Genomic DNA, 23,769 nt, shown 5'->3' on the forward strand with positions numbered 1-23,769 from the left:
GCGGTGTCAGCCGAACGGAATCGAACAGATGACACTGGCCAGCGGCGTATTGCGTTCACCCAGTACGCGGCTGTCGGTTTCTTCGTTGAAGAGCCGTTTGCGCAGACATTCCTGCAGGGCGGGTTCACTGGCCAGAGGGCCTTTGAGGGCGACGAGGGCGTCGCGCAGTTCCATCAGTCGATCCAGGGGCGGCACGGGCAGGGGGCCGACATGCAGTTCATTGCAAATATCGTATGGCACGGCATTTTCCTCTCATGAAGTAAACCACGGCAGTGGTTGCGGCCCATAGCGTCCTTGTTGTTATCCATGGCCTGTGGCGGTAAATGATTACCGCCATTGGTCACGGAGTTTACAGTCGCGTTTCAGGCGCGGGAAAGGGAAAAGACAGCAGTCATTACGCATAGCTGCGTAGGACGTTTCTGCACTCGCGGCCTTTGTGTAAAGATTCACAATGCCGACGGTTTACTCAGGTGCAGCAGCACATAAGGGTTGCGGTCGAACTCCCCGGTGAGCGTCGGGGTAAGACCGCGAAAACGCGGGTCCTGCAACCCTTCGAAGTCCGCCTGGCTCATCACCAGCCAGGCCGGCCCCTGCAGCGGCGCCAGGTCGGAGGCTTGCTGGGTAAACAATGGCACTTGGTCGCAATCGAGGTTAACCATGTACTTGATCGCTTTGGCGTCTTTGCCCAGGCCGTGCAATACCACCGGCGCACGCGCTTGCATCACCTGCTCGTGCACCTGGAGGGTAAAGGTGCGAGTGTCGTAGAGGCTGCGCTCCAACGGCTCGACCACCAGGATATATGTGGCCCACACCGCCAGTACGGCGGTCAGTGCCGGACCCGTCGCGCGCAGGCGCGCCTTGAGCAAGCCCAGCACCGCCAGCACCTGCAATGCCGCCAGTAAGCTGATTATCGGCATCAGATGGCCCAATGGCTCGGGGTAGCGCGCACGCATGAACACCAGCCCGGCGATCAGCAGCACGGGCAACAGCGTCCAGAGACCCAGCATGAAGCCCCGCAACCAGGCAAACGCCCGCCCTTGGGTCACGTAAAAAGGGTACGCCGCGATAATCGCCGCCATGGGCAACATAGGCAGCACGTAGCGCGCCTTTTTCGCCTGGGGAATCGACAAGCCCAGCAGCACCAGCAGGGCGGCGGCAGCGCAATAACCCACCAGTTTCAAGCCCGGCTGCGGCGTCTGCCTCCCGCCCAGGGCTACCGCCAGCAGTACCAGCCATGCCATCGGGTAGGCCAGGGCGTAATTGCCCAGCGAGCTGGAGAAGTAATACAACGCACCGCTGGACCCTTCGCTGCCATCCATGCGCCCCAGAAACTGCATGCGGATCACGTCCTGCATGAAGGTCTCGCCGCCGCTGAGCTTGGCCAGCAACAGCAACAGGCCCACGCAGGCCACCAGCAACGCCAGCGCCAGAAAGCCAAAGCTGAACAGCTGACGCCATTGGCGATTGATCAGGTAGTAACTGCAGAGTACGCCTGTGGGCACCACCAGGCCGATCGGCCCGCGCACTGCAAACCCCACGATCAAAAGCAGGTACACCCAGTGCAGGCGCTTGCCCGCGTCGAAGTGATCATGGGCGTAACCGAGGTAGAACACTGCCAATGTGACTGCGGCGAGCATCTGGTCCAGGGACACCGCGCGGGTTTCGCTGATAAAGGTGCTGCTGAGCAGCAACAGCGCAACGCTCAGCAAACCCCAACGTTGGGAGTACGGGGCGGTCAAGCGATAGATCAGGGTCACGATCAGCGCCGAGGCCATCGCCGTGGGCAGCCAGGCGGTAAAGCTGCTGACGTGTCCCAGCGGCAACGACAGCAGCCACGTGAGCAGCGTCGACGTCGCCAGGTAATCGGCGTAGGGCTGGCCATAGGTGGTGGGAAAAAAGCTCGGCCCATGCCGCAGCATTTCCTGGGCAAACACCACAAAGCGCGAATCGAAACCGATGATCGCCTGGTTCCAGTTACCGGCAATGAACAACAGCAGGCCCAACAGCCCCAACACCAGGGATTGGCGGCGAACCGTGGCATTGAGCAGGGGCGATCGGGTTTTGTTCACGTCTCAGGCTTCCACGACCTGCGGCACCCACTGTTGCTGGGGAATCGGCAATTGGCAGGAGTCGCCACGGCCCATCGGGAAGTATTGGAAGCCTTTGCGCGCCAGGCGCTCACCGTCGTAGAGGTTGCGGCCGTCGAAAATCACCGGCGTTTTCAGGCGCTGGTGGATCAGGTCGAAGTCCGGCGCCTTGAATTGCTGCCACTCGGTGCACACGATCAGCGCATCGGCGCCCACCAGGGTGGATTCAGGCGTGCCCATCAGCATCAGGCGTGTCTCATCGGCATAGATGCGCTGGGTTTCCTGCATGGCCTCGGGGTCGAAGGCGCGCACGTCGGCCCCGGCGTCCCACAGGGCTTCCATCAATACGCGGCTGGGGGCGTCGCGCATGTCATCGGTGTTGGGTTTGAAGGCCAGGCCCCACAGGGCGAAGGTCTTGCCGCGCAGGTTGCCTTTGAAGAACGCGTTGATACGCTCGAACAGCTTGCTCTTCTGACGCTGGTTGATCGCTTCGACGGCTTCCAGCAGGTCGCTGGAGCAGTTGGCCTGCTTGGCACTGTGGATCAGCGCGCGCATGTCTTTGGGGAAGCACGAGCCTCCATAGCCGCAACCGGGATAGATAAAGTGGTAGCCGATGCGCGAATCGGCGCCGATGCCCAGGCGCACGGCTTCAATGTCGGCGCCCAAGTGTTCGGCCAGCTCGGCGATCTGGTTGATAAAGCTGATCTTGGTGGCCAGCATGCAGTTGGCGGCGTATTTGGTCAGCTCGGCGCTGCGCAGGTCCATGAAGATAATGCGGTCATGGTTGCGGTTGAACGGTGCGTACAGATCGCGCATGACCTCGCGCACTTCTTCGCGCTCGCAGCCGATGATGATGCGGTCCGGCCGGCGGCAGTCGGCAACCGCCGAGCCTTCCTTGAGGAATTCGGGGTTGGAGACGATATCGAACGCCAGGCTGCGGCCGGCCAGGTGCAAGGCTTTGTCGATATGAGCGCGCAGGGTGTCGCCGGTGCCCACGGGCACGGTGGACTTTTCCACCAGAATGACCGGCTCGATCCGATGGCGAGCCACGGCATCGCCGACCGACAGCACGTATTTCAGATCCGCCGAACCGTCTTCATCCGACGGCGTGCCCACCGCGATGAAGAGCACCTCACCGTGCTCGACGGCGAGTTTCTCGTCATAGGTAAAGTGCAATCGCCCGCTTTCGAGGTTCTCCTTGACCATGGCGGCCAGCCCCGGCTCGAAGATACTCACATGGCCCTGCTGCAGCAGCTTGACCTTGTTTTGATCGACATCCATGCAGATGACATCGTGACCGACTTCGGCCAATACGGTGGCCTGCACCAGGCCGACGTAACCACTACCAAATACGCTGATTTTCATGGGGCATTCCTGGGACTTGTAGAGCGAGCACGACGAGAGTTGATAACCAGCACACCCAGGATGACAAATGCCACCCCGAGAGTTTTCGAAAGCGAAAAATGTTCGTTGAACACCGGCAGGCCGGCCGCCAGCAGGTACACCAGCGCGTAGCTGATGCTCAGCAGCGAATAGGCCCGACCCAGCGGCAGGTGCTTGAGGGCCACCAACCAGCAAAGCATCGACAGGGCGTAGGCACAGATCGCCAGAACCACCACCCCGAGGGCTGCAAGATCGATCTGCGCATTGAGCCATTCATGGGGCAACGGTAAACGCGTCATGCTCCAACGCATGCCCAACTGCGCCGCGCTGACCAGGCCCACGCTGCCCAAGGCCAGGGCAAACCCGCGCGCCCGGCTCATACCTGACGCCCCAGCAACACTACGCCGGCAATCACCAGCGCGACGCCCAGCCAATGCCGCGCGTCGATGGGCTCTTTGAACACAAAGCGCGCCACCAGGGTGACCAAGACAAAATTCAGGCTGAGCATCGGGTAAGCGATGCCCACCTCAAGGCGCTGCAATACGAGCAGCCATACCAACAGTCCGAAGCCCAGGCACAGCAGGGCCGACCACAGCCACGGCGAACGTAGCTTCAGCGCCCAGCCGTCGGGCAATTCTCGCCAGCTTTCCACGGCAAACTTCTGCGAGACCTGGCCCATGCAGGTGAGCAGGCAGGCGCTGAGTAACAGAAGCAGGGTGATCATTGCGCGACCTGCGGGAAGATCAGGATCACGATATTGCCCTGCGCATACCGCTGGCCGTCTGCGGGCAGCAGGGCGAGTTCTTCCTTCTCACCCTGGCTATTGACGCGCATCACCACGCCCACGGGGCCGCTGCGACGGGTTTGGGCCATCCAGGCCTGGATCTGATTGCGGTCGACCAGACGATGAGCGGTGTCCGCATAGGCCAGGCCGTATTTCACCTCGCCAGAGGTGTTGTACAGCGTGATGTCGGGCCGTTTCAGTCGCCATGACAACGCCGCGGAGGCGCCCAGGTCGTTGCTCAACAGCGCAATGGAAGGCTTGAGTTCTTCGGCATGATCGATGATGAACTGGTCCGGGGTCTTGTTATAAACCACCGAATGGGGCAATGCGGCGGGCACCAGCGCAACCAGCAGGCCGCTGCCGATCAGCGGTGCGGCCCACAGCGTCGCCGGGCGTACCGCTTGCAGCAGGTTGACCAGGACCCAGCCGGCGAGGCAGGTGAATACCAGCACCAGACTAAGGGTTTCATCACCCTGTACGTACACTGACTTCTTCAGTTGGAACCAACCGAGCGCCAATAGGGCAAGCACGCCGATCACCAGGTTCAGCCACCCGTTGATGCGTACCACGCGGTCACGGCCTTGAGCGAGTTTGTCGCTCAAGGTAGAGCCCATCAGCAAAGCCAGGGGCAGCAGGCACGGCATGATGTACGCAGGCAGTTTGCCTTTGGCCAGGCTGAAGAATGCCAGGGGCATCAATAGCCACAGCAGCAAGTACGCGGTGTCGGGCAGGCGCCGGTCCTGCCACGCCTGTTTGAGGCTGGACGGCAGCAGGGCAACCCAGGGCAGCGTGAACGCCACCAGCAAGGGCAGGTAATACCAGAACGGCTCGGCGTGCTGCGCGTCTTCGCCGGCAAAGCGTTGGATATGCTCATGCCAAAAGAAAAAGTGCCAGTAATCCGGCTCTTGCAGGTGCACGGTCAAGGCCCATGGCAGGCTGACCAGCATCGCCGCAGCCACGGCCACTGGGCCGAACTTGAACAATTCCATCGAGCGTTTCTGCCAGACGGCGTAGGGCAGGGCGATCAATACCGGCAGTAACCAGGCCAGGAAGCCCTTGGTCATGAAACCCATGCCACAGGCCACGCCCAGCAAGGCCCAGGACCACAGCCTGGCACGCGGCGTGCGGCTGGCGAAGCAGAACCACAGGGCTACGCCCGTCAGGTTGACCCAGAAGGTGAACTGCGGGTCCAGATTGGCGTAGCCACCGAGCATCGCCACGCTGACGAAACTCATGTACAGCACAGTGCTGACCAGGCTTTTCTGCGGGTCGTTCCACAACCGGCGGGCCATCAGGTAAACCAGCAGGATACTCAAGCCGGTGCTCAAGGCCGACGCAAAACGCACGCCGAACAGGTTCTGCCCGAACATGGCCTGACCGAGCGCAATCATCCAGTAACCGGCGGCAGGTTTCTCGAAATAGCGGATACCCATAAAGTGCGGCGCGGCCCACTTGCCGGTCAGCAGCATTTCCTGACTGATCTGCGCATAGCGGGTTTCATCCGGAATCCACAGGCCGTGGGTGGCCAGCGGTAACAGGTAAAACACGCCAAACGCCAGCAGGAGCAAGGGCAATGCCCAACGGCGCGTCATGCCTGCTGCACTCCCAGCCAACCCTCGCGGCCACTCAACGCACCGCGCACCAGGTGTTGCTGGGGCAGGGTGGTGAGGTCCGTGGGCAACAAGTCGCCCAGCGGTGTGAAATCGATGCCGCGCTGCCCTGCCTGGGCGAGCAACCGGCGAAAATCTTGAGCCATCAGAATCCCTTCTACTTCTGCATGGATGGTATAGACGTTGAGCTTCGACGCCGTGAAGCGGTCAAGAATGAAGTTATTGAAATCCTTGGCGGCGACCACCGGCCCGACCACTTCGTCGAACGTCGGCAGGTCCACCGGAATTTGGGGCGTACCCGCGCTGCCGTCAGCCAATGTCGGCCGAAACAGGCTAGTGCCCCGGCAATCGCTGTTGTAGCGAAAGTTGAAACCTTGTTTGGCTTGCACGACGCGCTCATCGGCACGCCAGCCGGCCGCCGCTGAGCAGTCGATGCGCGCGCCGAGGATGTCGCTCAGGGTGTCCACGCCACGTCGAATCTGCTCGATCAACTGCGCCTCGCTCCAGCGCCCGGTGTTGGCCTGCCAGCCATGGTGATCCCAGGCGTGCAGGCCGACTTCATGCCCGGCGGCCTTGGCCTGGCGCATCAAGTGCCCCAGGTCGCGGCCGATGGGCTTGCCCGGCCAGGCAGTGCCCGCCAGCAGGATGTCCCAGCCATACAGGCCGGCGGCATTGGAGCGCAGCATCTTCCACAGAAATTGCGGGCGGATCAGGCGCCACAGGTGGCGCCCCATGTTGTCCGGCCCGACACTGAAGAAGAACGTCGCTTTCACCCCGGCTTCATCCAGGGATTCGAGCAACCGTGGCACACCTTCGCGGGTGCCACGGTAGGTATCGACGTCGATGCGAAGACCTGCCTGCATCAGTGCTTGTCCGCCTGTTCGAGCATCGCTTCACGCAGGAAGAAATCCAGCGTGTTGCCGATGGTTTCGCTCATTTCCACGGTCGGTGCCCAGTTCAGCAGGCGCTTGGCGTTTTCGATGCTTGGCTTGCGGTGCGCCACATCCTGGTAACCGGTGCCGTAGAACGCCTTGCTCTCCACATCGCGGAACCCGGCGAACGGCGGGAAGTTGCCGCGCAGTGGGTGCGCTTCGAACTGGCGCAGCAGCTCTTCGCCCAGTTGGCGAATGCTGGCTTCGTTTTCCGGGTTGCCGATGTTGATGATCTGGCCGTTGCACGCGTCATTGTCGTTATCGATGATGCGCGCCAGGGCTTCGATACCGTCGGCGATGTCGGTGAAGCAGCGTTTCTGCTCGCCGCCGTCGAACAGGCGGATCGGCGTGCCTTCCACCAGGTTCAGGATCAGTTGGGTAATTGCTCGGGAGCTGCCGATACGCGCCGAATCCAGGCGGTCGAGGCGCGGGCCCATCCAGTTGAACGGACGGAACAGGGTGAAATTCAGGCCCTTGGCACCGTAGGCCCAGATCACGCGGTCCAGCAGTTGCTTGGAAACCGAGTAGATCCAGCGTTGCTTGTTGACCGGGCCGACCACCAGGTTGGAGGTGTCTTCGTCGAAATACTGGTCCTGGCACATGCCATAGACTTCGGAGGTCGACGGGAAGATCACGCGCTTGTTGTACTTGACGCAGTAGCGCACCAGCTTGAGGTTTTCCTCGAAGTCCAGTTCGAACACGCGCAGCGGGTTGCGGGTGTATTCGATTGGCGTGGCAATGGCCACCAGCGGCAGGACCACGTCGCACTTCTTGATGTGGTACTCGATCCACTCGGTGTGGATGCTGATATCGCCTTCCACATAATGGAAGTTGGGGTGGCTGCGCAGGCGCTCGATGGCGTCGGAACCGATGTCCAGGCCATAGACTTCATAACGGTCGTCGCGCAGCAGGCGCTCGGAGAGGTGGTTACCGATAAAGCCGTTCACACCGAGGATCAGCACGCGGGTACGGCGTGGCTTGCGGCCGGACTCGGCGCCACGCAGCACGGAGCCGTCCACCAGGCCCAATTCGTTGGCCAGGGAGGGCCCGGCCAGGTACAGGCCGTTGTCGTTGCGCTGGCCGAACTTGATCACCAGGGAATCTTCACCGCAGGCGATGCGCAGCGGGTTGACGCTGATCACGCGGCCGGGCGCCAGGCCTTCGTTGCCCTTGACCACGTCGGCCTGCCAGACGATCAGCTTGTGCTCGCCCACGGCGCAGAAGGCGCCCGGGTATGGCTGAGTGACCGCACGCACGAGGTTGAACAGTTCTTCAGCCGGTTTGTTCCACTCCAGCTTGCCGTCGGCGGCCGTGCGGCGACCAAAGCAGGTGGCCTGGCTTTCATCCTGGGCCGTTTCAGTCAGCTTGCCCGCGGCCAGTTGCGGCAGCGCATCGCGCAGCAGGTGGGTGGCGGCGTCACGCAGCTTGGCGTGCAGGGTCAGGCCGGTGTCGCTGCGCTCGATCACAACTTTGTGCTGAGCCAGGATCGCGCCGGCGTCGGCACGTTTGACCATGCGGTGCAGGGTCACGCCGGTTTCGGTTTCGCCGTTGACCAGCACCCAGTTGGCAGGCGCGCGGCCGCGATACTTGGGCAGCAGCGAGCCGTGCAGGTTGAACGCGCCTTTGCTCGCGGTGGCCAGCAGCGCTTCGCTCAGCAGGTTGCGGTAGTAGAACGAGAAAATGTAGTCCGGATTGAGTTTGGCGATGCGCTCGACCCACAGCGGGTGGTTGGCGTCTTCCGGAGCGTGCACGGGGATGCCGTTACGCGCGCACAATTGGGCCACGGAGCCGTAGAAGTTGTTTTCCTTGGGGTCATCGGCATGGGTGAACACGGCAGCGATGTCATAACCGGCAGCGAGCAGCGCTTCGATGCCTGCACAACCAATATCGTGGTACGCGAATACAACGGCTTTTGAACTCATGACTGGACCTGATCGGAAGAAGTGGAAGTGTGGGAAGACGCCAGGCCGTCGACGACGACCACGGGTGCCGGTGCCGCCGGTTGGTTGCGCAGCACTTTTTCAATAAAGAAACGCGGGCGGGCGCGCACATCGCTGTACATACGGCCCAGGTATTCACCCAGCAGGCCCATGCCGATGAACTGGCCACCGGTGAACACGAACAGCACGGCAAACAGCACGAACAGACCGTCACCGGCCCAATCGGCGCCGAAGGCCAGGCGCATGACGATCAGGGCAAAGGCGAACAGCATGCCCAGGGCCGCCAGGCTGAAACCGACGATGGACAGCAGGCGCAGCGGGGTGGTGGTCATGCAGGTCAGCAGGTCGAACATCAGGCTGATCAGGCGCATGGCGCTGTATTTGGATTCGCCGTGCTCGCGCTCGGCGTGGTGCACCAGGATCTCGGTGGTGTGGCGGGCAAAGCCGTTGGCCAGGATCGGGATGAAGGTGCTGCGCTCGCGGCAGGCCAGCATGGCATCGACGATGGTGCGGCGATAGGCGCGCAGCATGCAGCCGTAGTCGGTCATGGCCACGCCGGTGGAGCGTTGCACGGCCAGATTGATCAGGCGCGAAGGCCAGCGGCGAAAGGCCGAGTCCTGGCGATTATTGCGCACGGTGGCAACCACGTCGTAGCCCAGGGCCGCTTGTTCCACCAGGCGCGGGATTTCTTCGGGCGGGTTCTGCAGGTCGGCGTCAAGGGTGATCACCACATCGCCCCGGCATTGCTCGAACCCGGCCATGATTGCCGCATGTTGGCCGTAATTACGGTTGAGGATCACCGCGACCACGTTGCTGCCATCCTCTGCGGCGGCGTCCTCGAGCAATTGCGCGGAGTTGTCGCGGCTACCGTCATCGACCAGGATGATTTCGTATGCGTAGGCCAGTTGCTTGCAGGCTGCCGTGGTGCGGCGCAGCAGCTCAGGCAGGCTGTCTTGTTCGTTGTAGACCGGGATAACGATCGACACGCACTGAATAGGGTAGGGTTTCAAAGATTCATGACCTCGGGGTTAGAGCGGCTTGGAGCGTGAAAACAGCAACGAAGCACGACGGGCGCGCTTTAGCGCACAGCTAAAGCTTGAGCACAATCAACAGGTTAACTGGCAAACCACGGATTGCCATGAAGTACTGCGTTTAAGGTTAAGCGGAAAAATGTGGAACGAATATGAAAGCCGGATGAAAAACTCGTTTATTTGACAGGTAGACAGCCAGGGTTCAGCTAGCCCCGCTGGATAAACAATCTTCTCTGCATCAACGCTCAAGTGCCGGTAAAGTAAGCCATCTCTTGCCAGGGTACTCGGATGAATAGCGTGCAGCTTTTACGCGGCCAATTGCGGCCAGTGTTGATGGGGTTGTTATTGAGCGTGGCCTGTATCGCCACAGTGCGGGCCGATGACGGCCTGGCGCTCACCAGCATCGACCAGGTGCCGGATGGCGTCGAAGTGCGCGGCAAGCAGATCGCTGCCTATACCTGGGATGACCAGCAGGGAAAAAACCTCCTGGTGCTGGCCGAACAGGTCAATGAGCGAGACGACGATGGCACCCAGACGGCTTTTGTCTACGCGGCCCAGTACCTGATCGACGGCAAGCGCCCCAAACGCATATGGATGCTCTACGACGATGTGCAGCGCTGCCAGTTCGACGCGGCCCTGCGCTTTGATCGGACTGCCACCCGGGTTACCGACTTGAACGGTGACGGCCTCACCCAGACCATCGTCGGTTACTCGCTCACCTGCACCAGCGATGTCAGCCCGAATGAATTCAAGTTGATCATGCGCGTGGGCAAGTCGCAGAAATTCCGCCTGCGCGGCGTCGACCGTTACGGCGCGGCCTGGTGGGACGAAGAGGCCGGCGCATTGCGTGGCATGCCCTTGCCCAAGGACTGTAGCGTGGCCGCGCAGCAGGCGTTGGTCAGCCAGTACAAGGAGCAGGGCACCGAGCTGCCATTGCCGGGCTGTTACCGCGATGAGGACGATTTCGCCAAGGCGCCGGACGCCTACTTGCCCTACATGCGCAAGCACTGGTTCGCGCTGATGCAAAAACAGGACAGCGAGTGGAGCCAGGCCCAGACCCAGCCGCCGGAGCCGACCGAGGATGAAGAAACCGTCCCGTGATTTTGTGCGAGGGCGAGTCCTGCGCTAGACTCAGCCCTCGCCAATTCACTGAATAGCTCGAACAAACAATGGTTTGCTCGCGTTATTTAATCCAAAGGCTGATTAGTTTTGACTGAGTCGCTGCGCAACCCTCTGACCCTCTACCTCACCCGCCTGGCACCCTCGAGCCAACTGACCATGCGCTATGTGCTGCAGGATGCCGCCGACCGCCTGGGCTTCGAGGACATCAACCTGGAAGATATCGACTGGCACCTGCTGCAGCCCGAGCACGTCATCGCCCTGGTGGCAGCGTTGCGCGAGGACGGCTACGCCCCGAACACATCGTCGCTGTACGTGAACGCGGTGCGCGGAGTGATGAATGAAGCCTGGCGCATGAGCCTGATCACCCAGGAACACCTGTTGAAGATGCGCACGGTCAAGGCTGCCGCCGGTACGCGCCTGGGCCAGGGCCGCAACCTGCGGCGCACATTGATCCGCGAACTGATGGAAGTCTGCGCCGCCGACCCACGCCCGCAGGGCCTGCGTGATGCCGCGGTGATCGGGATTCTCTACGGTTCAGGCATGCGCAAGTCGGAATCGGTCAACCTCGACCTTGCGCAGATCGACTTTACCGAGCGCAGTTTGCGGGTGATCGGCAAAGGCAACAGAGAACTGGTCAAATACGCCCCGGACTGGGCCTTTGCCAAATTGCAGGCATGGCTGGACTTTCGCCGCCAGCAACTCAAACCGGGCGAGCAGGACGACGACTTCCTGTTCAACCGTATTCGCCGAGGCAGCCATATCACTCGGGAACGTATCACCAAGCATGCGATTTACTACATTGCCCGTCAGCGCGGGGAGCAGGTGGGGGTGAAGATCATGCCCCACGACTTTCGTCGTTCATTCATCACGCGAGTGATTGAGGAGCATGACCTGTCAATCGCACAGAAACTGGCGCACCACACCAATATCCAGACCACCGCCAGCTATGACGTGCGCGACGACAATGAGCGGCGGCGGGCGGTGGATCGCTTTGATCTGTAGCGCAGCGGTCACAGAATCGGTTTGCCGCCTGTGACGGCATAGCGCGAGCCGGAAATGTAGCTGGCTTCGTCCGAGGCCAGCAGCACGTAGATCGGTGCCACTTCCACCGGCTGTCCGGGGCGGCCCAGCGGGGTTTCGCTGCCGAAGTTCTGCACGTCCTCATCGGTCATGGTCGCCACGATCAACGGGGTCCAGATCGGGCCAGGGGCGACACTGTTGACGCGAATCCCCTTGCTGCCGAGCATCTGCGCCAGGCCGCCGGTGAAGTTGGCAATTGCCCCTTTGGTGGCGGCGTAGGGCAGCAACGTCGGCTTGGGCATGTCGGAGTTGACCGACGTGGTGTTGATAATCGAACTGCCGGCCTTCATATGCGGCAGCGCGGCCTTGCAGATGCGAAACATCGCGGTGATGTTGATATCGAAGGTCTTGACCCATTCCTCGTCCTCGATTTCCTCGAGGGTTTCATGGCTCATTTGGAACGCGGCGTTGTTGACCAGCACGTCGATACGGCCGAACTGTTCGACGGTTTTGTCCACCAGCGCCTGGCACGTGGCTCTTTGCGCGATATCACCGGGCAGCAGCAGGCACTGGCGGCCGGCTTCTTCGACCCAACGCGCGGTTTCCTTGGCGTCGTCATGCTCATCCAGGTAGGCGATGGCCACGTCGGCGCCTTCTCGGGCAAATGCGATAGCGACCGCACGGCCGATGCCGCTGTCGGCACCGGTAATCAGGGCGATCTTGTTGGCCAGGCGGCCGGAGCCCTTGTAGCTCTGTTCACCGCAGTCCGGGTACGGGTCCATTTTCTTCTGAGTGCCGGGCACGTTTTGCGCCTGGGGAGCGAAAGGTGGGCGTGGATAGTCAGTCATTTCCAATCTCCATAGGTTTCCAAAGGTGCTATGGGATTAGTAGTTTCATGGCCGGCGATAGTTGTAATGGATGCCGGCCAAGCCCGACGAATGGTACCGCTCAGGAGGAGGGTGGGGCGCTCGCCAAGTGCGGCGGCAAGCGGCGCAAGGTCCACAATACGGTGATCAGCGCCGCAACCGCACACAGCGCAATGCCGATCAGCATCGGCGCCGGGGTGTGATCGGCGAACACGCCTACCAGGCTCATGCACACTGCGCCCGTGATCATCTGAATCGCGCCGAGCAACGCCGAGGCCGAGCCCGCCACGGCGCCGTGGTCTTCCATGGACAGCACGCCGGCCGCCGGCAGCAGCAGGCCGAGAAAACCGAAGCCGATAAACAGCAGCGACATCATCAACGCCAGGCTGCCGGACCACAGTGTGGTAATTGCCAGCAGGCTCATCACCACCGCCACGCCGATGACCGAGCCGCGAATCAACGGGGCCAGGCCAAAGCGTGCGCTGAGGCGCGCAGTCAGTTGGCTCATGGCGAAGAACGACGCGGCGTTGAGGGCGAATGCCAGGCTGAATTGGGTCGGCGTCAGGCCGAAGTGTTCTATGTACACGAACGGTGCGCTGCCGATAAACACAAAGAACGTGGCCAGCCCGAAGCCGCATACCACCGACAACCCCATGAACACCGGATCGCGCAGTAAGGCGCCGTAACTGCTGAACGCACCGGCCAGGGTCTTGCCCAGGCGCCGCTCGGCCGGGTGAGTTTCAGGCAGTTGTACAGCGGTCATCACCAGGCACAGCACGGCCACCACCGCGAGCACGGCGAACACTTCACGCCAGCTCCACAGCGCAATCACCAGGCTGCCGGCCAACGGCGCAAGGATCGGTGAAACACTCATCACCAGCATCAGCAGGGACATCAGCCGCGCCGCTTCGTGGCCGGTGTACAGGTCACGCACGATGGCACGCGGCACCACCATGCCGGCGCAGGCACCGAACGCCTGTACTGCGCGAAACGCGATCAGCACTTCGATCGTCGGCGCCAGCGCGCAACCGACGCTGCCCACGGCAAAAATCACCAGGCCGGCGTAAATCGGCGGTTTGCGCCCGAACACATCGCTGATCGGCCCATAAAACAGCTGGCACACGCCGATCACGATAAAGAACACCGTCAGGCTCATCTGCACCGCCGCCAGTGACGCCTGCAGGCTGGCGCCGAGGGTGGGCAGGGCGGGAAGGTAGCTGTCGATGGCGAATGGGCCGATGGCGGTAATCAATCCAAGCAGCAGGGCGAGATGGGCAATACGACGAGACATGGGGCGGTTCCGGGCCGAGCAAAGGCCGGCCAGCTTAAGGTATCCGCGCAGATACGCAAACTTAGGCTTCAATAACAGGAACGAGATGCCGATAACGGTACTAACGACGCTCAGGCGGTTGGCATTTCAACCGGCGTTCCAGGCACAGGGATACCCGCATGACGATCAAACTACGCTTGATGCTGTTGATTGGGACCGGATTGTTGACCGCCATGCTCATGAGCCTGGTCAGTTATCTGGGGAACGCACGGATGAGCGACGCTGTACGCGACAATGAAGTCAGCATGACGGTGCTGCGTAACCACATGGAAGCGGACATGATGCACGACGCACTGCGCGCCGATGTGTTGTCCGCCATGCTGGTGGGACTGGGCAAGAGCACCAGCAGCAAGGACGAGGTCAGCAGTTCGCTCAAGGAGCACGCGGAGCATTTTCGCCAGATGCTGGCGGAGAACCTCAAGCTGCCGTTGGACGAGACGCTTCGGACCAAGTTGGAAAGCACCAAGCCCGCGCTCGATACCTACATCAGCGCCGCCGAACGTATCGTCGCGCTGGCCCTGGATAACCCGGAAGCCGCTCGCGGTGAATTGGAGACGTTCAATAAGGCGTTCACTCAACTGGAAGATCAACTGGCGACGCTGAGCGAGCTGATCGAAAGCAATACCCAGCAGACCGGCGCCAGCACGCAACAGACCATCCGCAACGCCAATTTCACCCTGGGCATCGTACTGCTCGCCAGCTTGTTGCTGCTCCTGGCACAAGGCCGTTGGGTGATGCTGAGCATCATGGGCCCGTTGCAGTCCGCCAGCCGGATCGCCGCCGGCATCGCGCGGGGCAACTTGAGCGAAACCATCGCCGAGCCGCGGCGCAATGACGAAGCCAGTTCACTGATCCGCAGCCTGGCGACCATGCAGCGTGACCTGCGCGGCATGATCGATGTGGTGCGCAGCAATGCCCATGGCATCACGGGCGTCACCGAGCAACTGAGTCACGGTTGCCATGAAGTCGCCAACAGCAGCCAGCAACAAAGTCTAGCCGCCAGCACCATGGCCGCCGCCGCCAGCGAAATGACCGCCAGTATCGAAGAAATCACCCGCCACGCCGGGCACGCACTGGACATGGCCAACCAGGCCGAGGCCCTGGCCAAGGACGGTGGGCGAGTCATACATCAAGTCGTCAGTGACATGGACGGGATCGCCCGTTCCGCCCAGCAATCGGCCCAGGTGATCCGCACCCTCGACAAAGACTCCGAGGCGATCTACAGCATCATCCAGGTGATCAAAGGCATCGCCGATCAGACCAACCTGCTGGCGCTCAACGCTGCGATCGAAGCGGCGCGGGCCGGGGAGCAAGGGCGCGGTTTTGCAGTGGTGGCCGATGAAGTGCGCAGCCTGGCGGGGCGTACCAGTGCGTCGACCCAGGAAATCGCCAGCATGGTCGGGCGCATCCAGCAAAGCACGCGGGAAGCGGTTACCAGCATGGAGGAGGGCGTCGCTCAAGTGGATAAAGGCATGGCCGTCACCGCCGATGTGGAGCGCGCCATTCGCGAGATACTGCAGGCGACTCTCAACACGACGGAATTGGTGCATGACATTTCGCGCACCATCAGTGAGCAGAGCCTGGCCAGCAATGAAATCTCCCACCAGGTGGAGATGATTGCCGGCATGTCGGAGAGCAACAGTCGAGTGATCGGCCAGACCGCGTCGACGACGGACGAGCTGTCGAACCTGGCGGGCAAACTGTCGCAGTCGGTGGACCGGTTTCAGCTATAGGACCGTAACCTATTGATATAACTCAACTAAATAGTCATTTAGTTGAGTTGGCTATCGGTGTCTTGCGCTCAAGAATGGGCGAGGGCGGTGGCGCGGCGCTGACTGATACGTTCCACCGTCTGCATGTGTTCGGTGCCCCAGACACACAAGGTGCTCAGCGCGTTTGCCAGGGATTCGCCGAACGGCGTCAGGGAATATTCGACCTTGGGCGGTATTTCCTGAAAGTCGATCCGCACGATGATCTCGTCGCGTTCCAACTCCTTGAGTTGCTGAATCAGCACTTTGTCAGTCACGCCACCGATGGCGCGGCGCAATTCGCCGTAGCGATGGACATTTTTCGCCAGGTTGTAGAGCACCAGCGGTTTCCATTTGCCGCCGATCACGGCGAGCGCAGCCTCAAGGCCGCAGTTGAACGACGTATTAGCCATGATTCGGGCACTCCATAGGGTACTTACCAAAAGGTGCATACTATTCAAAAGAATAGCCCGGATCTACAGTTGTGTTTCCACACATCTGGGAGTTCACCATGAGCAGGCTTAACGGCAAGATTGCGGTAATCACCGGCGGCAACAGCGGCATCGGCCTGGCAAGTGCGATTCGTTTTGCAAAGGAAGGCGCGCAGGTAGTCATCGTTGGACGCAGGCAGGAAGAGCTGGACAAGGCGCTGGGCCTGATCGGCCCGAACGCTATCGCCATCCAGGGTGATATTTCGAAACTGGATGACCTGGAACGCATCTTCACGCAGATCAAGGCCACCAAGGGTCGGATTGATGTGTTGTTCGCCAATGCGGGCCTGGGCGATTTCGAGCCTATCGGTTCGATCACGGAAGCATCCTTCGACCGCACGTTCGGCATCAACGTCAAAGGCACACTGTTCACGGTGCAGAACGCGCTGCCACTGATGAGCGCCGGCGGCTCGGTGATCTTGACCGGTTCGACGACGGGCACCATGGGCACACAGGCATTCAGCGTCTACAGCGCAACCAAGGCCGCGCTGCGCAATTTCGCCCGGAGCTGGGCGCTGGACCTCAAAGGCACCGGCATTCGCGTCAATGTCATTTCACCCGGACCGATCTCGACACCCGGCCTGGACCTGGCATTGAGCGGCACCGGCCAGAAGGACGCGATCATCGACGACATGACCGGGCAGATTCCGCTGGGCCGCATTGGCCAGGCTGAAGAAGTTGCGGCGGCGGCATTATTCCTGGCGTCGGACGAGAGCAGTTTCATGACCGGCAGCGAGATGTTCGTGGATGGAGGATTTGCTCAGGTTTGACACTGCAAGGGTTTTGCCCGTTGAAATGTGACGGGCACTGCCTCTAATTATGTAACATCGTATTACGCATAATGTATATTATGTTAAATCATATATCACGCTATAGAGGCTCATCAAGCAAACCTGCCCCCTAACGCTTCAACGCCACCGCCATTTGCAACTGCAGGTCTTTCTGCGCAAACGGTTTATGCAACACCGGGCAATCGGCGAACTCCCCCGGCACGCCGCTGGCGCCGTATCCGGTACTGAACAGGAACGGAATGTGTCGCTCACGCAGGACCTGGGCCACCGGAAAAACCCGTTCTCCGGCCAGGTTCACATCGAGAATCGCCAGGTCGACCTCCAATACCTTTGCAATCTGCAGCGCTTTCGCAAGCTGGGCCACGGAGGCAACCACCGTGCAGCCCAAGTCTTCGAGCATCTCTTCGATCAACATGGCAATGGCACTCTCGTCTTCGACCAGCAGCACGCTGATTCCGGAAAACACGGTCATGGTTTAGCCTCGGCAACCCTAAAGGAAAAGCGGCAGCGCACGCCCTCAGGGGCGAAGTCGAGTTCAAAAGAACCACCTAAATCGCGTTCGATGCAGCGCTTCATCAGGCGAGAGCCCAGGCCTTCACGTTCCGGCGTGGCGACTGAGGGGCCGTTCTGTTCGCGCCAGTCCACGGTCAGCAGCGCGCCACTCGGTTGCGCTTGAATGCTCCAGCGCACTGACAGTGTTCCCGTCTCGGTGGACATTGCGCCGTATTTAAGCGCGTTGATCGCCAGTTCGTTGAGGGTCATGGTTAAGTTCAGGGCGACACGGGTATCAACGTGGATGGCATCGCCGGCGATCAGGACGCGCTCGGGCTCCTGGCCCAATACTGGCATTAGTACGTCATGGGCCAGCGCGCTGAGCGGAGTCAGGCCCCAATGCTGCTTCGTCAGCAGGTCGTGGGCCCGCGACAATGCCAGCAGCCGGGCTTCGAACCGCGTGTACCCTTCCCTGGCATCCTGCGCATTGCGTGCAGTCTGGGCCGCCAGGGACTGGACCGTGGCCAGGGTGTTCTTGACCCGGTGATTGAGCTCATCAATCAGGGTTTTCTGGCGCTCTTGCGCCTGTTTCCGTTCGCTGATATCCACCAGCATATTGATAGCGCCGATCAGGTTTCCGTCCGCATCGTGCAGAGGGGTTGGATAAGGCGCAAACGGCACGCGGCTGCCATCCGGCCGCTCCGCAATGGCCTCCACGCCGCGTATGGGCCGGTTTTCCTTGAGTGCCACGGCCATCGGGCATTGGTCGTGAGGCAGATAGGTGCCGTCGGTATTGAATAATTTCCAGGTGACGCACCAAAGGTCGCCCAGTTGCGGCGTGCGCCCCGACAACTCGACGGCCGCGCGGTTATAGAAGGTAATGCGCCCTTCGGCGTCGGTGGTATAGACAGCCGCCGGCAACGCCTCCAGCAGATTGCGCATGTGCCGCTCGCTGTCACGTATCCGATTCTCCATCTCGCGGGTGAGCGTGACGTCCTGGACAACCCGCACGCCATAGCGGAACCTGCCATCCGGTGCTCTTACCGACGAGCTGTAGACATCCAGATAAAGCGGCTGGCCATCGAGCTTAACGGCCCGCTTGCGCAACACGTAGTGGTCCAGTTCCCCCGCCACCTGGCGTGCATATAAAGCCGCGTCCTGCTCCACACTGTCAGGGTGGGTATAGTCCAGAAAGGTCATCGCCAGCAGTTGCTCGCGAGTTCGACCGAGCATGTTGCACAACGCGTCGTTGACCCGCAGCAGGCGGCCGCCCTCTCCCGCTTCGGCAATGCCGATGGTGGCCGCCTCGTAAGTCGCCGCCAACCGGTCATCACTCTCCTGACGCTCGGTTTCGGCGTGATACACACGGGTAACGTCAATGGTGAAGCAACGGGTATTGAAGAATTTCCCCTCCTCAAATCGCCCGTTGGAGGTAATCGCGACATGTTTGATGCTGCCGTCCTTGGCCCTCAGACGCGCCGGGTAACTGTTCAGGCAATCACCACTGCCAAGCTTGTTGAGGATGTCGCCGATGACGGGCTCATCCACATGGAATTCGGTGATGTGGCGACCGATGTATTCCTCCGCTGAGTAGCCCAGCAGCGCCAACTCCGCTTTGTTGGCGCGCAGGATAACGCCCTCGCCGCTGACAATATGAAGGCCAACGGCACTGTTTTCGAAAAAGTCTTCAAGGTCGGCGCTTTTGCGCCGCAGTTCTTCGGCTAATGCGTGGTGCGCCGACACGTCCTGAAAGCAATTGATTGCGCCCTGGATATGGCCATGCCCGTCTCGCAGCGTGCGAATGCTCATGAGTGCTACGAATCGCGAACCGCCCGGGCGCTCAATCAAGACTTCCTGATTGCGCGCACACAAGCCCGCGCTGAGCGTTGAAGCCATCGGGCACTCGTCAACCGCCAACGGCATGCCGCTGGTGGTGTAAAGCCGATACGAGCCGCAGAAGCGGTCTCCCTGTTCACCCAGAACAGGCGTTCTCCCCCACAGAGTGGCCGCCTCGCTGTTGAACCTGACGAGCCAACCATCGCGGTCACAGAGGTAAATAGCCCCCGGAATGGCATCGAGCGAGCGTGTCCCCATCGCGAGGAGGCTGTCGTACTCGCTGGGTTCGCAAGTGTCTGCGGGGAACTCGTCGACCTTCAACATGCTTGATCCTCAATGCACCTGTATTGAAACGCTTCGGGTGTCACCGCCATTGGCGCTCCACGGAGTGTATGTCCTGGAACGGCATGCCTTGGATTAATTTCATTTTTCTGAGGCTAACAGACACTGGATCGCTATGGGTTGCGTTAGTTAAGTAAAGCTTAGTGGCGCGAGCTGTATCGCACGCATCCTTTCAAGCTTGAGGATTACGGGTCAGCATGGCGGTAAATACTAATAGTGCGCATGATTGCGCGCTTCCCTGCGCCTCTGCCCCGCCCGGTACCTTTCATCCAGCCGCAACTCAATACAGTTGAACCTCGAACGGCCTGCATTTTTCTATCGAAAACACACCGATGGAGGACCGCATCATGGCAGACGATCCGCTCATAGCGACTCACACACACCGGGACATCGACCAACGCGGTGCGATGAACACGGTCGAACGCGCGCTCTCGTTCACGACCGGCGCCGCGCTACTGTTTCATGGCTGGCGCACGGGAGGCTTGCCCGGCGTTCTGGAGGCCGCGGCGGGTGCCTATGGCGTCTATCGCGGCGCCGTCGGTCATTGCGCGCTCAAGCAGGCGTTGACGCCAACTCCCCTGGAGCAGCAATGGAGCGCCGAACATCACTGGCCGATCAGCGCGGCGATTACGCGCAGCATTACCATCAATCGACCGCTGGATGACATTCGCCGGTTTATCAGCGGCCCCGAAAATCTCGGGCCGCTGCTGCGTTGGATCGACAGCGTCGAGTTGATAGCCCCCGGCACCACGCGCTGGACGATCCGCGCGCCTGGCGGTCGACGCCTGCACTGGACACTGGTCCAGACCGAAACCGCCCAGACCGATAAGCTGCACTGGAAGACTTCCGGAACCGCCCTTTGGGAGCACGACGTCACAGTTTCGCTGACACCCGCGCCCGCGGGCCGAGGCACTCAAGTCAAGGCTATCGTCGTTTGCAAGCCGACCATGGGGCGCGTGGGCTATGGCCTGGCGCGCGCATTCAGCATGTTCAGCGACAAGGCATTGCTCAATGCCCTGCAGGCGCTAAAGCAGCAGCTGGAAACCGGCGAGGTCAGTACTAACCGGCTGCGCCCCCAGGACGACGATGTTTTCTTTTATGTGCACGGCAGCACCGAGCAGGTGGCCACCGATCACGCGACGGTGAAAACCGGCGTGGCAATCGAAGGAGGGATTCACTGATGCGCGCACTGACTTGGCAAGGCCCGAACAAACTGCAGATCGACAACGTCCCCGATCCGTCGATCCTCAACCCGCGCGATGCGATCATTCGCGTCACCCTGTCGTCCGTGTGCGGCTCCGACCTGCACCTGCTCGGCGGCTACGTTCCGGCGATGAAACCGGGCGATATCATCGGTCATGAATTCATGGGCGAAATCGTCGAGGTGGGCCCGGGCGTCACTGGCCTGCGCAAGGGTGACAAGGTCATCACCATCTCCATCATCGGCTGCGGCAACTGCGAGCCGTGCCAGCGCAGCGATTTCTCCTGCTGCGACAACTCCAACCCCAACCCCTCGGCCACCGACCTGATGTACGGCCAGCCGTGCTGCGGCATCATCGGTTACAGCCATGCCTTCGGCGGTTATCCCGGCAGCCATGCCACTTACATCCGGGTGCCGTTCGCCGACGTCAACCTGTTCAAGGTGCCCGAGGGCGTCAGCGACGAACAGGCCGTATTCGTTTCCGACGCTGCGCCGACCGGCTATTTCGCCGCCGACAATGCCGGCATCCAGCCAGGCGATACCGTCGCTGTCTGGGGCTGTGGCGGCGTCGGCCAGATGGCCATCTGCAGCGCCTATCTGTTGGGCGCTGAACGGGTGATCGCCATCGACCGTTTCCCGGATCGCCTGCGTTTGGCCCAGGAGCACGGCAAGGCCGTCACGATCAATTACGAAAAGACCAACGTGCATGAAGCACTGCTGGAACTCACCGGCGGGCGCGGTCCGGATCGTTGCATCGATTGCGTTGGCATGGAGGCGCACGGTACCGAGATCGACTACGCATATGACAAGGCCAAGCAGATGCTCAGGCTGCACACCGAGCGAGGCACGGTGCTCAGACAAGCGATTCGCGCCTGCCGCAAAGGCGGCACGGTGTCGGTGGTGGGTGTCTACGGCGGCTTGCTCGACAAATTCCCGATGGGCGCCATCGTCAACAAGGCGCTGACGTTGAAATCGGGCCAGCAGCCGGGCCAGCGCTACGCGCCAACCCTGTTCGAACACATACAGAAAGGCGAGCTGGATCCGTCCTATCTGCTTACGCACCCCATGAGCCTGGAAGACGGCGCGCAAGGCTATCAATGGTTCAAGGAAAAGACCGATCAGTGCCTGCGTGCAGTGTTCAAGCCTTGACGCGTAACGGCCGGGGCGCAGGCGACCGCCGCCTGCGCCCGGTTATGCGCAGCCCTACTCGTCGGCATGAACGTGGGCATCGGCACACGGCAACCGACCTGACTCGCCGCCGGCAATGCGTTCGGCCTGGTCGATACCGCGCTTGAGTGCATCGTCAATCGCCCATTCGCTGCCGGGCAGCCGTTTTATCCGCTCCTGCACCGCTTCGCCGGTGGCCGTGTAGACACTGATAAACACCTCGATATCCCCCGTCTGCGCTTCCCGCGCGCGAACGTCGATGTGACAGCCGTTTTCTACTTCCTGACTGAAGCACGTCTCGGCCCGGTCCTGGGCCGCCCAGGTTTTATAAGTCTCGCCACGAATAAACATGTCGTTCTCCCGCACTGAATGCCCACCCGAAGACCCGAATATCGGCTGGAGGGCCCGGTATTTATTGAGGGCCACTTGAGCATAGCCCGGCCCAGGCGCCCCGCCGTTTCGCTCGTTCAACCGTTCGTCAGCTTGCGTAACATTTTGTTAAACCAACGTGGGAGCCCTTATTCAAAAAAATCGAGGCCGACGCTAATGGCCTCTCTTGCGTCGCCGACCGCTGGCGGCGACGGCATTTTGCTCGCGTGGTTTTCAACTTGGCACGCCGTAGTGCTCGCATCACACAAGGATCGGCGTCAGTAAAGGAGCATGTATGAAGCGAACTATTGGGTATTGCCTGGTGTATCTCGCGACCAGTTTTTTACTTGCGGGCTGCAACCTGATCATCTTCAACCCCAAGGGCGCCGTTGCGCGGGATGAGCGGGACCTCATCATCCTGGCCACCGGCCTCATGCTGCTGGTCGTGGTGCCGGTCATCGTCATGACCTTCGTGTTCGCCTATCGCTATCGCGCCACCAACAAGAAGGCGCGTTACTCGCCGCGCTGGGCCAGTTCTCACAAGATCGAGGCGGTAGTCTGGGGCGTGCCGTTCGTCATTATCTGTCTGCTGGGCTGGGTCACCTGGGTCACCACCCACACACTCGACCCGTATCGCCCACTCGATTCGGATGTGCCGCACATGAACGTGCAAGTGGTGGCCACCGATTGGAAATGGCTGTTCATCTACCCCGACCTCGGTATCGCGTCGGTCAATGAACTGGCGATGCCGGTGAATACCCCCGTGAGCTTCACGGTCACCTCCGACGCGGCCATGACCTCGTTCTTTATCCCCGCGCTGGGCGGCCAGATCTACGCCATGGCGGGGATGCAGACTAAATTGCACCTGATTGCCAATGAGGTCGGGGAGTTCCGTGGTATCGCCGCCAACTATAACGGCGAAGGGTTCTCCGACATGCACTTCTCGACGCTGTCGCTCAACCCGTCCGATTTCGAGCAGTGGGTGGCGAAGGTGAGGAAAGCCCCGCAACGGCTGGACCAGGCCAGCTACGCGGCATTGGCCAAGCCCTCGACCCGGCATCCGGTCAGTTATTACTCGCAGGTACAGGAGCGCATGTTCCTGGACATCGTCGACAAATATGAAGGCATGAACAAAGCCAACAGGACTCCGCGCAGTCAGGCGCAACGGGACGGCACTGGCGTGCGTACCGATCACCAACCCGGTTTGGCGGCTGAGGAGCGTTAACA

At 61.1% G+C, this 23,769-nt stretch carries 22 protein-coding genes and 1 pseudogene; 8 read left to right on the top strand and 15 right to left on the bottom strand.

What is annotated here, in order from left to right; genetic code table 11:
- Nucleotides 1-6 precede the first annotated feature (6 nt).
- The 9 genes from OSC50_RS11800 to arnC form a co-directional block, all read right to left on the bottom strand.
- A complete protein-coding gene (locus OSC50_RS11800) occupies nt 7-240 on the bottom strand; it encodes a type VI secretion system contractile sheath small subunit (RefSeq protein ID WP_370694729.1) in 234 nt (77 codons plus the stop codon).
- A gap of 206 nt (nt 241-446) precedes the next feature.
- On the bottom strand, nt 447-2,069 hold the full coding sequence (locus OSC50_RS11805; RefSeq protein ID WP_253507709.1) for an ArnT family glycosyltransferase: 1,623 nt from the start codon (nt 2,067-2,069) through the stop codon (nt 447-449).
- Nucleotides 2,070-2,072: 3 nt separating this feature from the next.
- Complete coding sequence (locus OSC50_RS11810) at nt 2,073-3,452, bottom strand: UDP-glucose dehydrogenase family protein (protein WP_181079426.1); 1,380 nt, start codon at nt 3,450-3,452, stop codon at nt 2,073-2,075.
- Nucleotides 3,449-3,850, bottom strand: a complete 402-nt coding sequence (gene arnF / locus OSC50_RS11815; RefSeq protein WP_253507706.1) for a 4-amino-4-deoxy-L-arabinose-phosphoundecaprenol flippase subunit ArnF — start codon at nt 3,848-3,850, stop codon at nt 3,449-3,451. The genes OSC50_RS11810 and arnF overlap by 4 nt, the downstream gene beginning before the upstream one ends.
- On the bottom strand, nt 3,847-4,194 hold the full coding sequence (gene arnE / locus OSC50_RS11820) for a 4-amino-4-deoxy-L-arabinose-phosphoundecaprenol flippase subunit ArnE (protein ID WP_266249392.1): 348 nt from the start codon (nt 4,192-4,194) through the stop codon (nt 3,847-3,849). The genes arnF and arnE overlap by 4 nt, the downstream gene beginning before the upstream one ends.
- Nucleotides 4,191-5,846, bottom strand: coding sequence for a lipid IV(A) 4-amino-4-deoxy-L-arabinosyltransferase (arnT, locus tag OSC50_RS11825; protein WP_181079431.1), 1,656 nt, complete (start codon nt 5,844-5,846; stop codon nt 4,191-4,193). Before arnT ends, arnE begins: the two co-directional genes overlap by 4 nt.
- Nucleotides 5,843-6,727 (bottom strand): 4-deoxy-4-formamido-L-arabinose-phosphoundecaprenol deformylase, encoded by an 885-nt coding sequence (arnD, locus tag OSC50_RS11830; RefSeq protein ID WP_266249390.1) that lies wholly within the window; start codon nt 6,725-6,727, stop codon nt 5,843-5,845. Before arnD ends, arnT begins: the two co-directional genes overlap by 4 nt.
- The gene (gene arnA / locus OSC50_RS11835; protein ID WP_266249389.1) at nt 6,727-8,718 is read right to left on the bottom strand and encodes a bifunctional UDP-4-amino-4-deoxy-L-arabinose formyltransferase/UDP-glucuronic acid oxidase ArnA; all 1,992 of its coding nucleotides are present in this window, start codon (nt 8,716-8,718) and stop codon (nt 6,727-6,729) included. The genes arnD and arnA overlap by 1 nt, the downstream gene beginning before the upstream one ends.
- Nucleotides 8,715-9,746 carry an undecaprenyl-phosphate 4-deoxy-4-formamido-L-arabinose transferase gene (gene arnC, locus OSC50_RS11840; protein WP_181079435.1) on the bottom strand — a complete coding sequence of 344 codons (1,032 nt, stop codon included), beginning with the start codon at nt 9,744-9,746 and terminating at the stop codon, nt 8,715-8,717. The genes arnA and arnC overlap by 4 nt, the downstream gene beginning before the upstream one ends.
- A gap of 309 nt (nt 9,747-10,055) precedes the next feature.
- On the opposite strand from arnC, the gene OSC50_RS11845 reads away from it, so the two are divergent.
- Both OSC50_RS11845 and OSC50_RS11850 read left to right on the top strand, forming a co-directional pair.
- Complete coding sequence (locus OSC50_RS11845) at nt 10,056-10,868, top strand: M949_RS01915 family surface polysaccharide biosynthesis protein (protein ID WP_266249387.1); 813 nt, start codon at nt 10,056-10,058, stop codon at nt 10,866-10,868.
- A 108-nt stretch (nt 10,869-10,976) separates the two neighbouring features.
- Complete coding sequence (locus OSC50_RS11850) at nt 10,977-11,891, top strand: site-specific integrase (protein WP_181079439.1); 915 nt, start codon at nt 10,977-10,979, stop codon at nt 11,889-11,891.
- 8 nt (nt 11,892-11,899) lie between these two features.
- Here the strand turns inward: OSC50_RS11850 and OSC50_RS11855 are convergent, their stop codons facing one another.
- Both OSC50_RS11855 and OSC50_RS11860 read right to left on the bottom strand, forming a co-directional pair.
- Nucleotides 11,900-12,757, bottom strand: coding sequence for an SDR family oxidoreductase (locus tag OSC50_RS11855; protein WP_253507692.1), 858 nt, complete (start codon nt 12,755-12,757; stop codon nt 11,900-11,902).
- A gap of 100 nt (nt 12,758-12,857) precedes the next feature.
- Nucleotides 12,858-14,066: a multidrug effflux MFS transporter gene (locus OSC50_RS11860; protein WP_266249385.1), complete on the bottom strand. Its 1,209-nt coding sequence runs from the start codon at nt 14,064-14,066 to the stop codon at nt 12,858-12,860.
- 158 nt (nt 14,067-14,224) lie between these two features.
- Between OSC50_RS11860 and OSC50_RS26180 the strand changes: the two are divergent.
- Both OSC50_RS26180 and OSC50_RS26185 read left to right on the top strand, forming a co-directional pair.
- Nucleotides 14,225-14,980, top strand: a pseudogene (locus tag OSC50_RS26180) (MCP four helix bundle domain-containing protein); the annotation flags it as partial.
- A 132-nt stretch (nt 14,981-15,112) separates the two neighbouring features.
- Nucleotides 15,113-15,838 (top strand): methyl-accepting chemotaxis protein, encoded by a 726-nt coding sequence (locus OSC50_RS26185; protein WP_434085308.1) that lies wholly within the window; start codon nt 15,113-15,115, stop codon nt 15,836-15,838.
- Nucleotides 15,839-15,906: 68 nt separating this feature from the next.
- Here OSC50_RS26185 and OSC50_RS11870 read toward each other — a convergent pair whose 3' ends face one another.
- Entirely contained in the window at nt 15,907-16,266 is a 360-nt protein-coding gene (locus tag OSC50_RS11870) for a winged helix-turn-helix transcriptional regulator (RefSeq protein WP_266249382.1), read from the bottom strand.
- A gap of 98 nt (nt 16,267-16,364) precedes the next feature.
- Between OSC50_RS11870 and OSC50_RS11875 the strand changes: the two genes are divergently transcribed.
- Nucleotides 16,365-17,114, top strand: coding sequence for an SDR family NAD(P)-dependent oxidoreductase (locus OSC50_RS11875; RefSeq protein ID WP_253507682.1), 750 nt, complete (start codon nt 16,365-16,367; stop codon nt 17,112-17,114).
- A 130-nt stretch (nt 17,115-17,244) separates the two neighbouring features.
- Here the strand turns inward: OSC50_RS11875 and OSC50_RS11880 are convergent, their stop codons facing one another.
- The gene (locus OSC50_RS11880; RefSeq protein WP_266249379.1) at nt 17,245-17,607 is read right to left on the bottom strand and encodes a response regulator; all 363 of its coding nucleotides are present in this window, start codon (nt 17,605-17,607) and stop codon (nt 17,245-17,247) included.
- Nucleotides 17,604-19,787 (bottom strand): PAS domain-containing sensor histidine kinase, encoded by a 2,184-nt coding sequence (locus tag OSC50_RS11885; protein ID WP_266249377.1) that lies wholly within the window; start codon nt 19,785-19,787, stop codon nt 17,604-17,606. Before OSC50_RS11885 ends, OSC50_RS11880 begins: the two co-directional genes overlap by 4 nt.
- 365 nt (nt 19,788-20,152) lie before the next feature.
- Here OSC50_RS11885 and OSC50_RS11890 point away from each other — a divergent pair, with 365 nt between their 5' ends.
- Together OSC50_RS11890 and OSC50_RS11895 are read left to right on the top strand one after the other, a co-directional pair.
- Nucleotides 20,153-20,986, top strand: a complete 834-nt coding sequence (locus OSC50_RS11890) for an SRPBCC family protein (protein ID WP_266249375.1) — start codon at nt 20,153-20,155, stop codon at nt 20,984-20,986.
- Complete coding sequence (locus OSC50_RS11895) at nt 20,986-22,155, top strand: zinc-dependent alcohol dehydrogenase (protein WP_266249373.1); 1,170 nt, start codon at nt 20,986-20,988, stop codon at nt 22,153-22,155. Before OSC50_RS11890 ends, OSC50_RS11895 begins: the two co-directional genes overlap by 1 nt.
- A 54-nt stretch (nt 22,156-22,209) precedes the next feature.
- Here the strand turns inward: OSC50_RS11895 and OSC50_RS11900 are convergent, their stop codons facing one another.
- Nucleotides 22,210-22,524 carry a hypothetical protein gene (locus tag OSC50_RS11900; protein WP_266249371.1) on the bottom strand — a complete coding sequence of 105 codons (315 nt, stop codon included), beginning with the start codon at nt 22,522-22,524 and terminating at the stop codon, nt 22,210-22,212.
- A gap of 313 nt (nt 22,525-22,837) precedes the next feature.
- Here OSC50_RS11900 and cyoA point away from each other — a divergent pair, with 313 nt between their 5' ends.
- On the top strand, nt 22,838-23,767 hold the full coding sequence (gene cyoA / locus OSC50_RS11905; RefSeq protein WP_253507641.1) for a ubiquinol oxidase subunit II: 930 nt from the start codon (nt 22,838-22,840) through the stop codon (nt 23,765-23,767).
- Nucleotides 23,768-23,769 lie beyond the last annotated feature (2 nt).

This window comes from Pseudomonas quebecensis, assembly GCF_026410085.1.
Taxonomy (GTDB): domain Bacteria; phylum Pseudomonadota; class Gammaproteobacteria; order Pseudomonadales; family Pseudomonadaceae; genus Aquipseudomonas; species Aquipseudomonas quebecensis.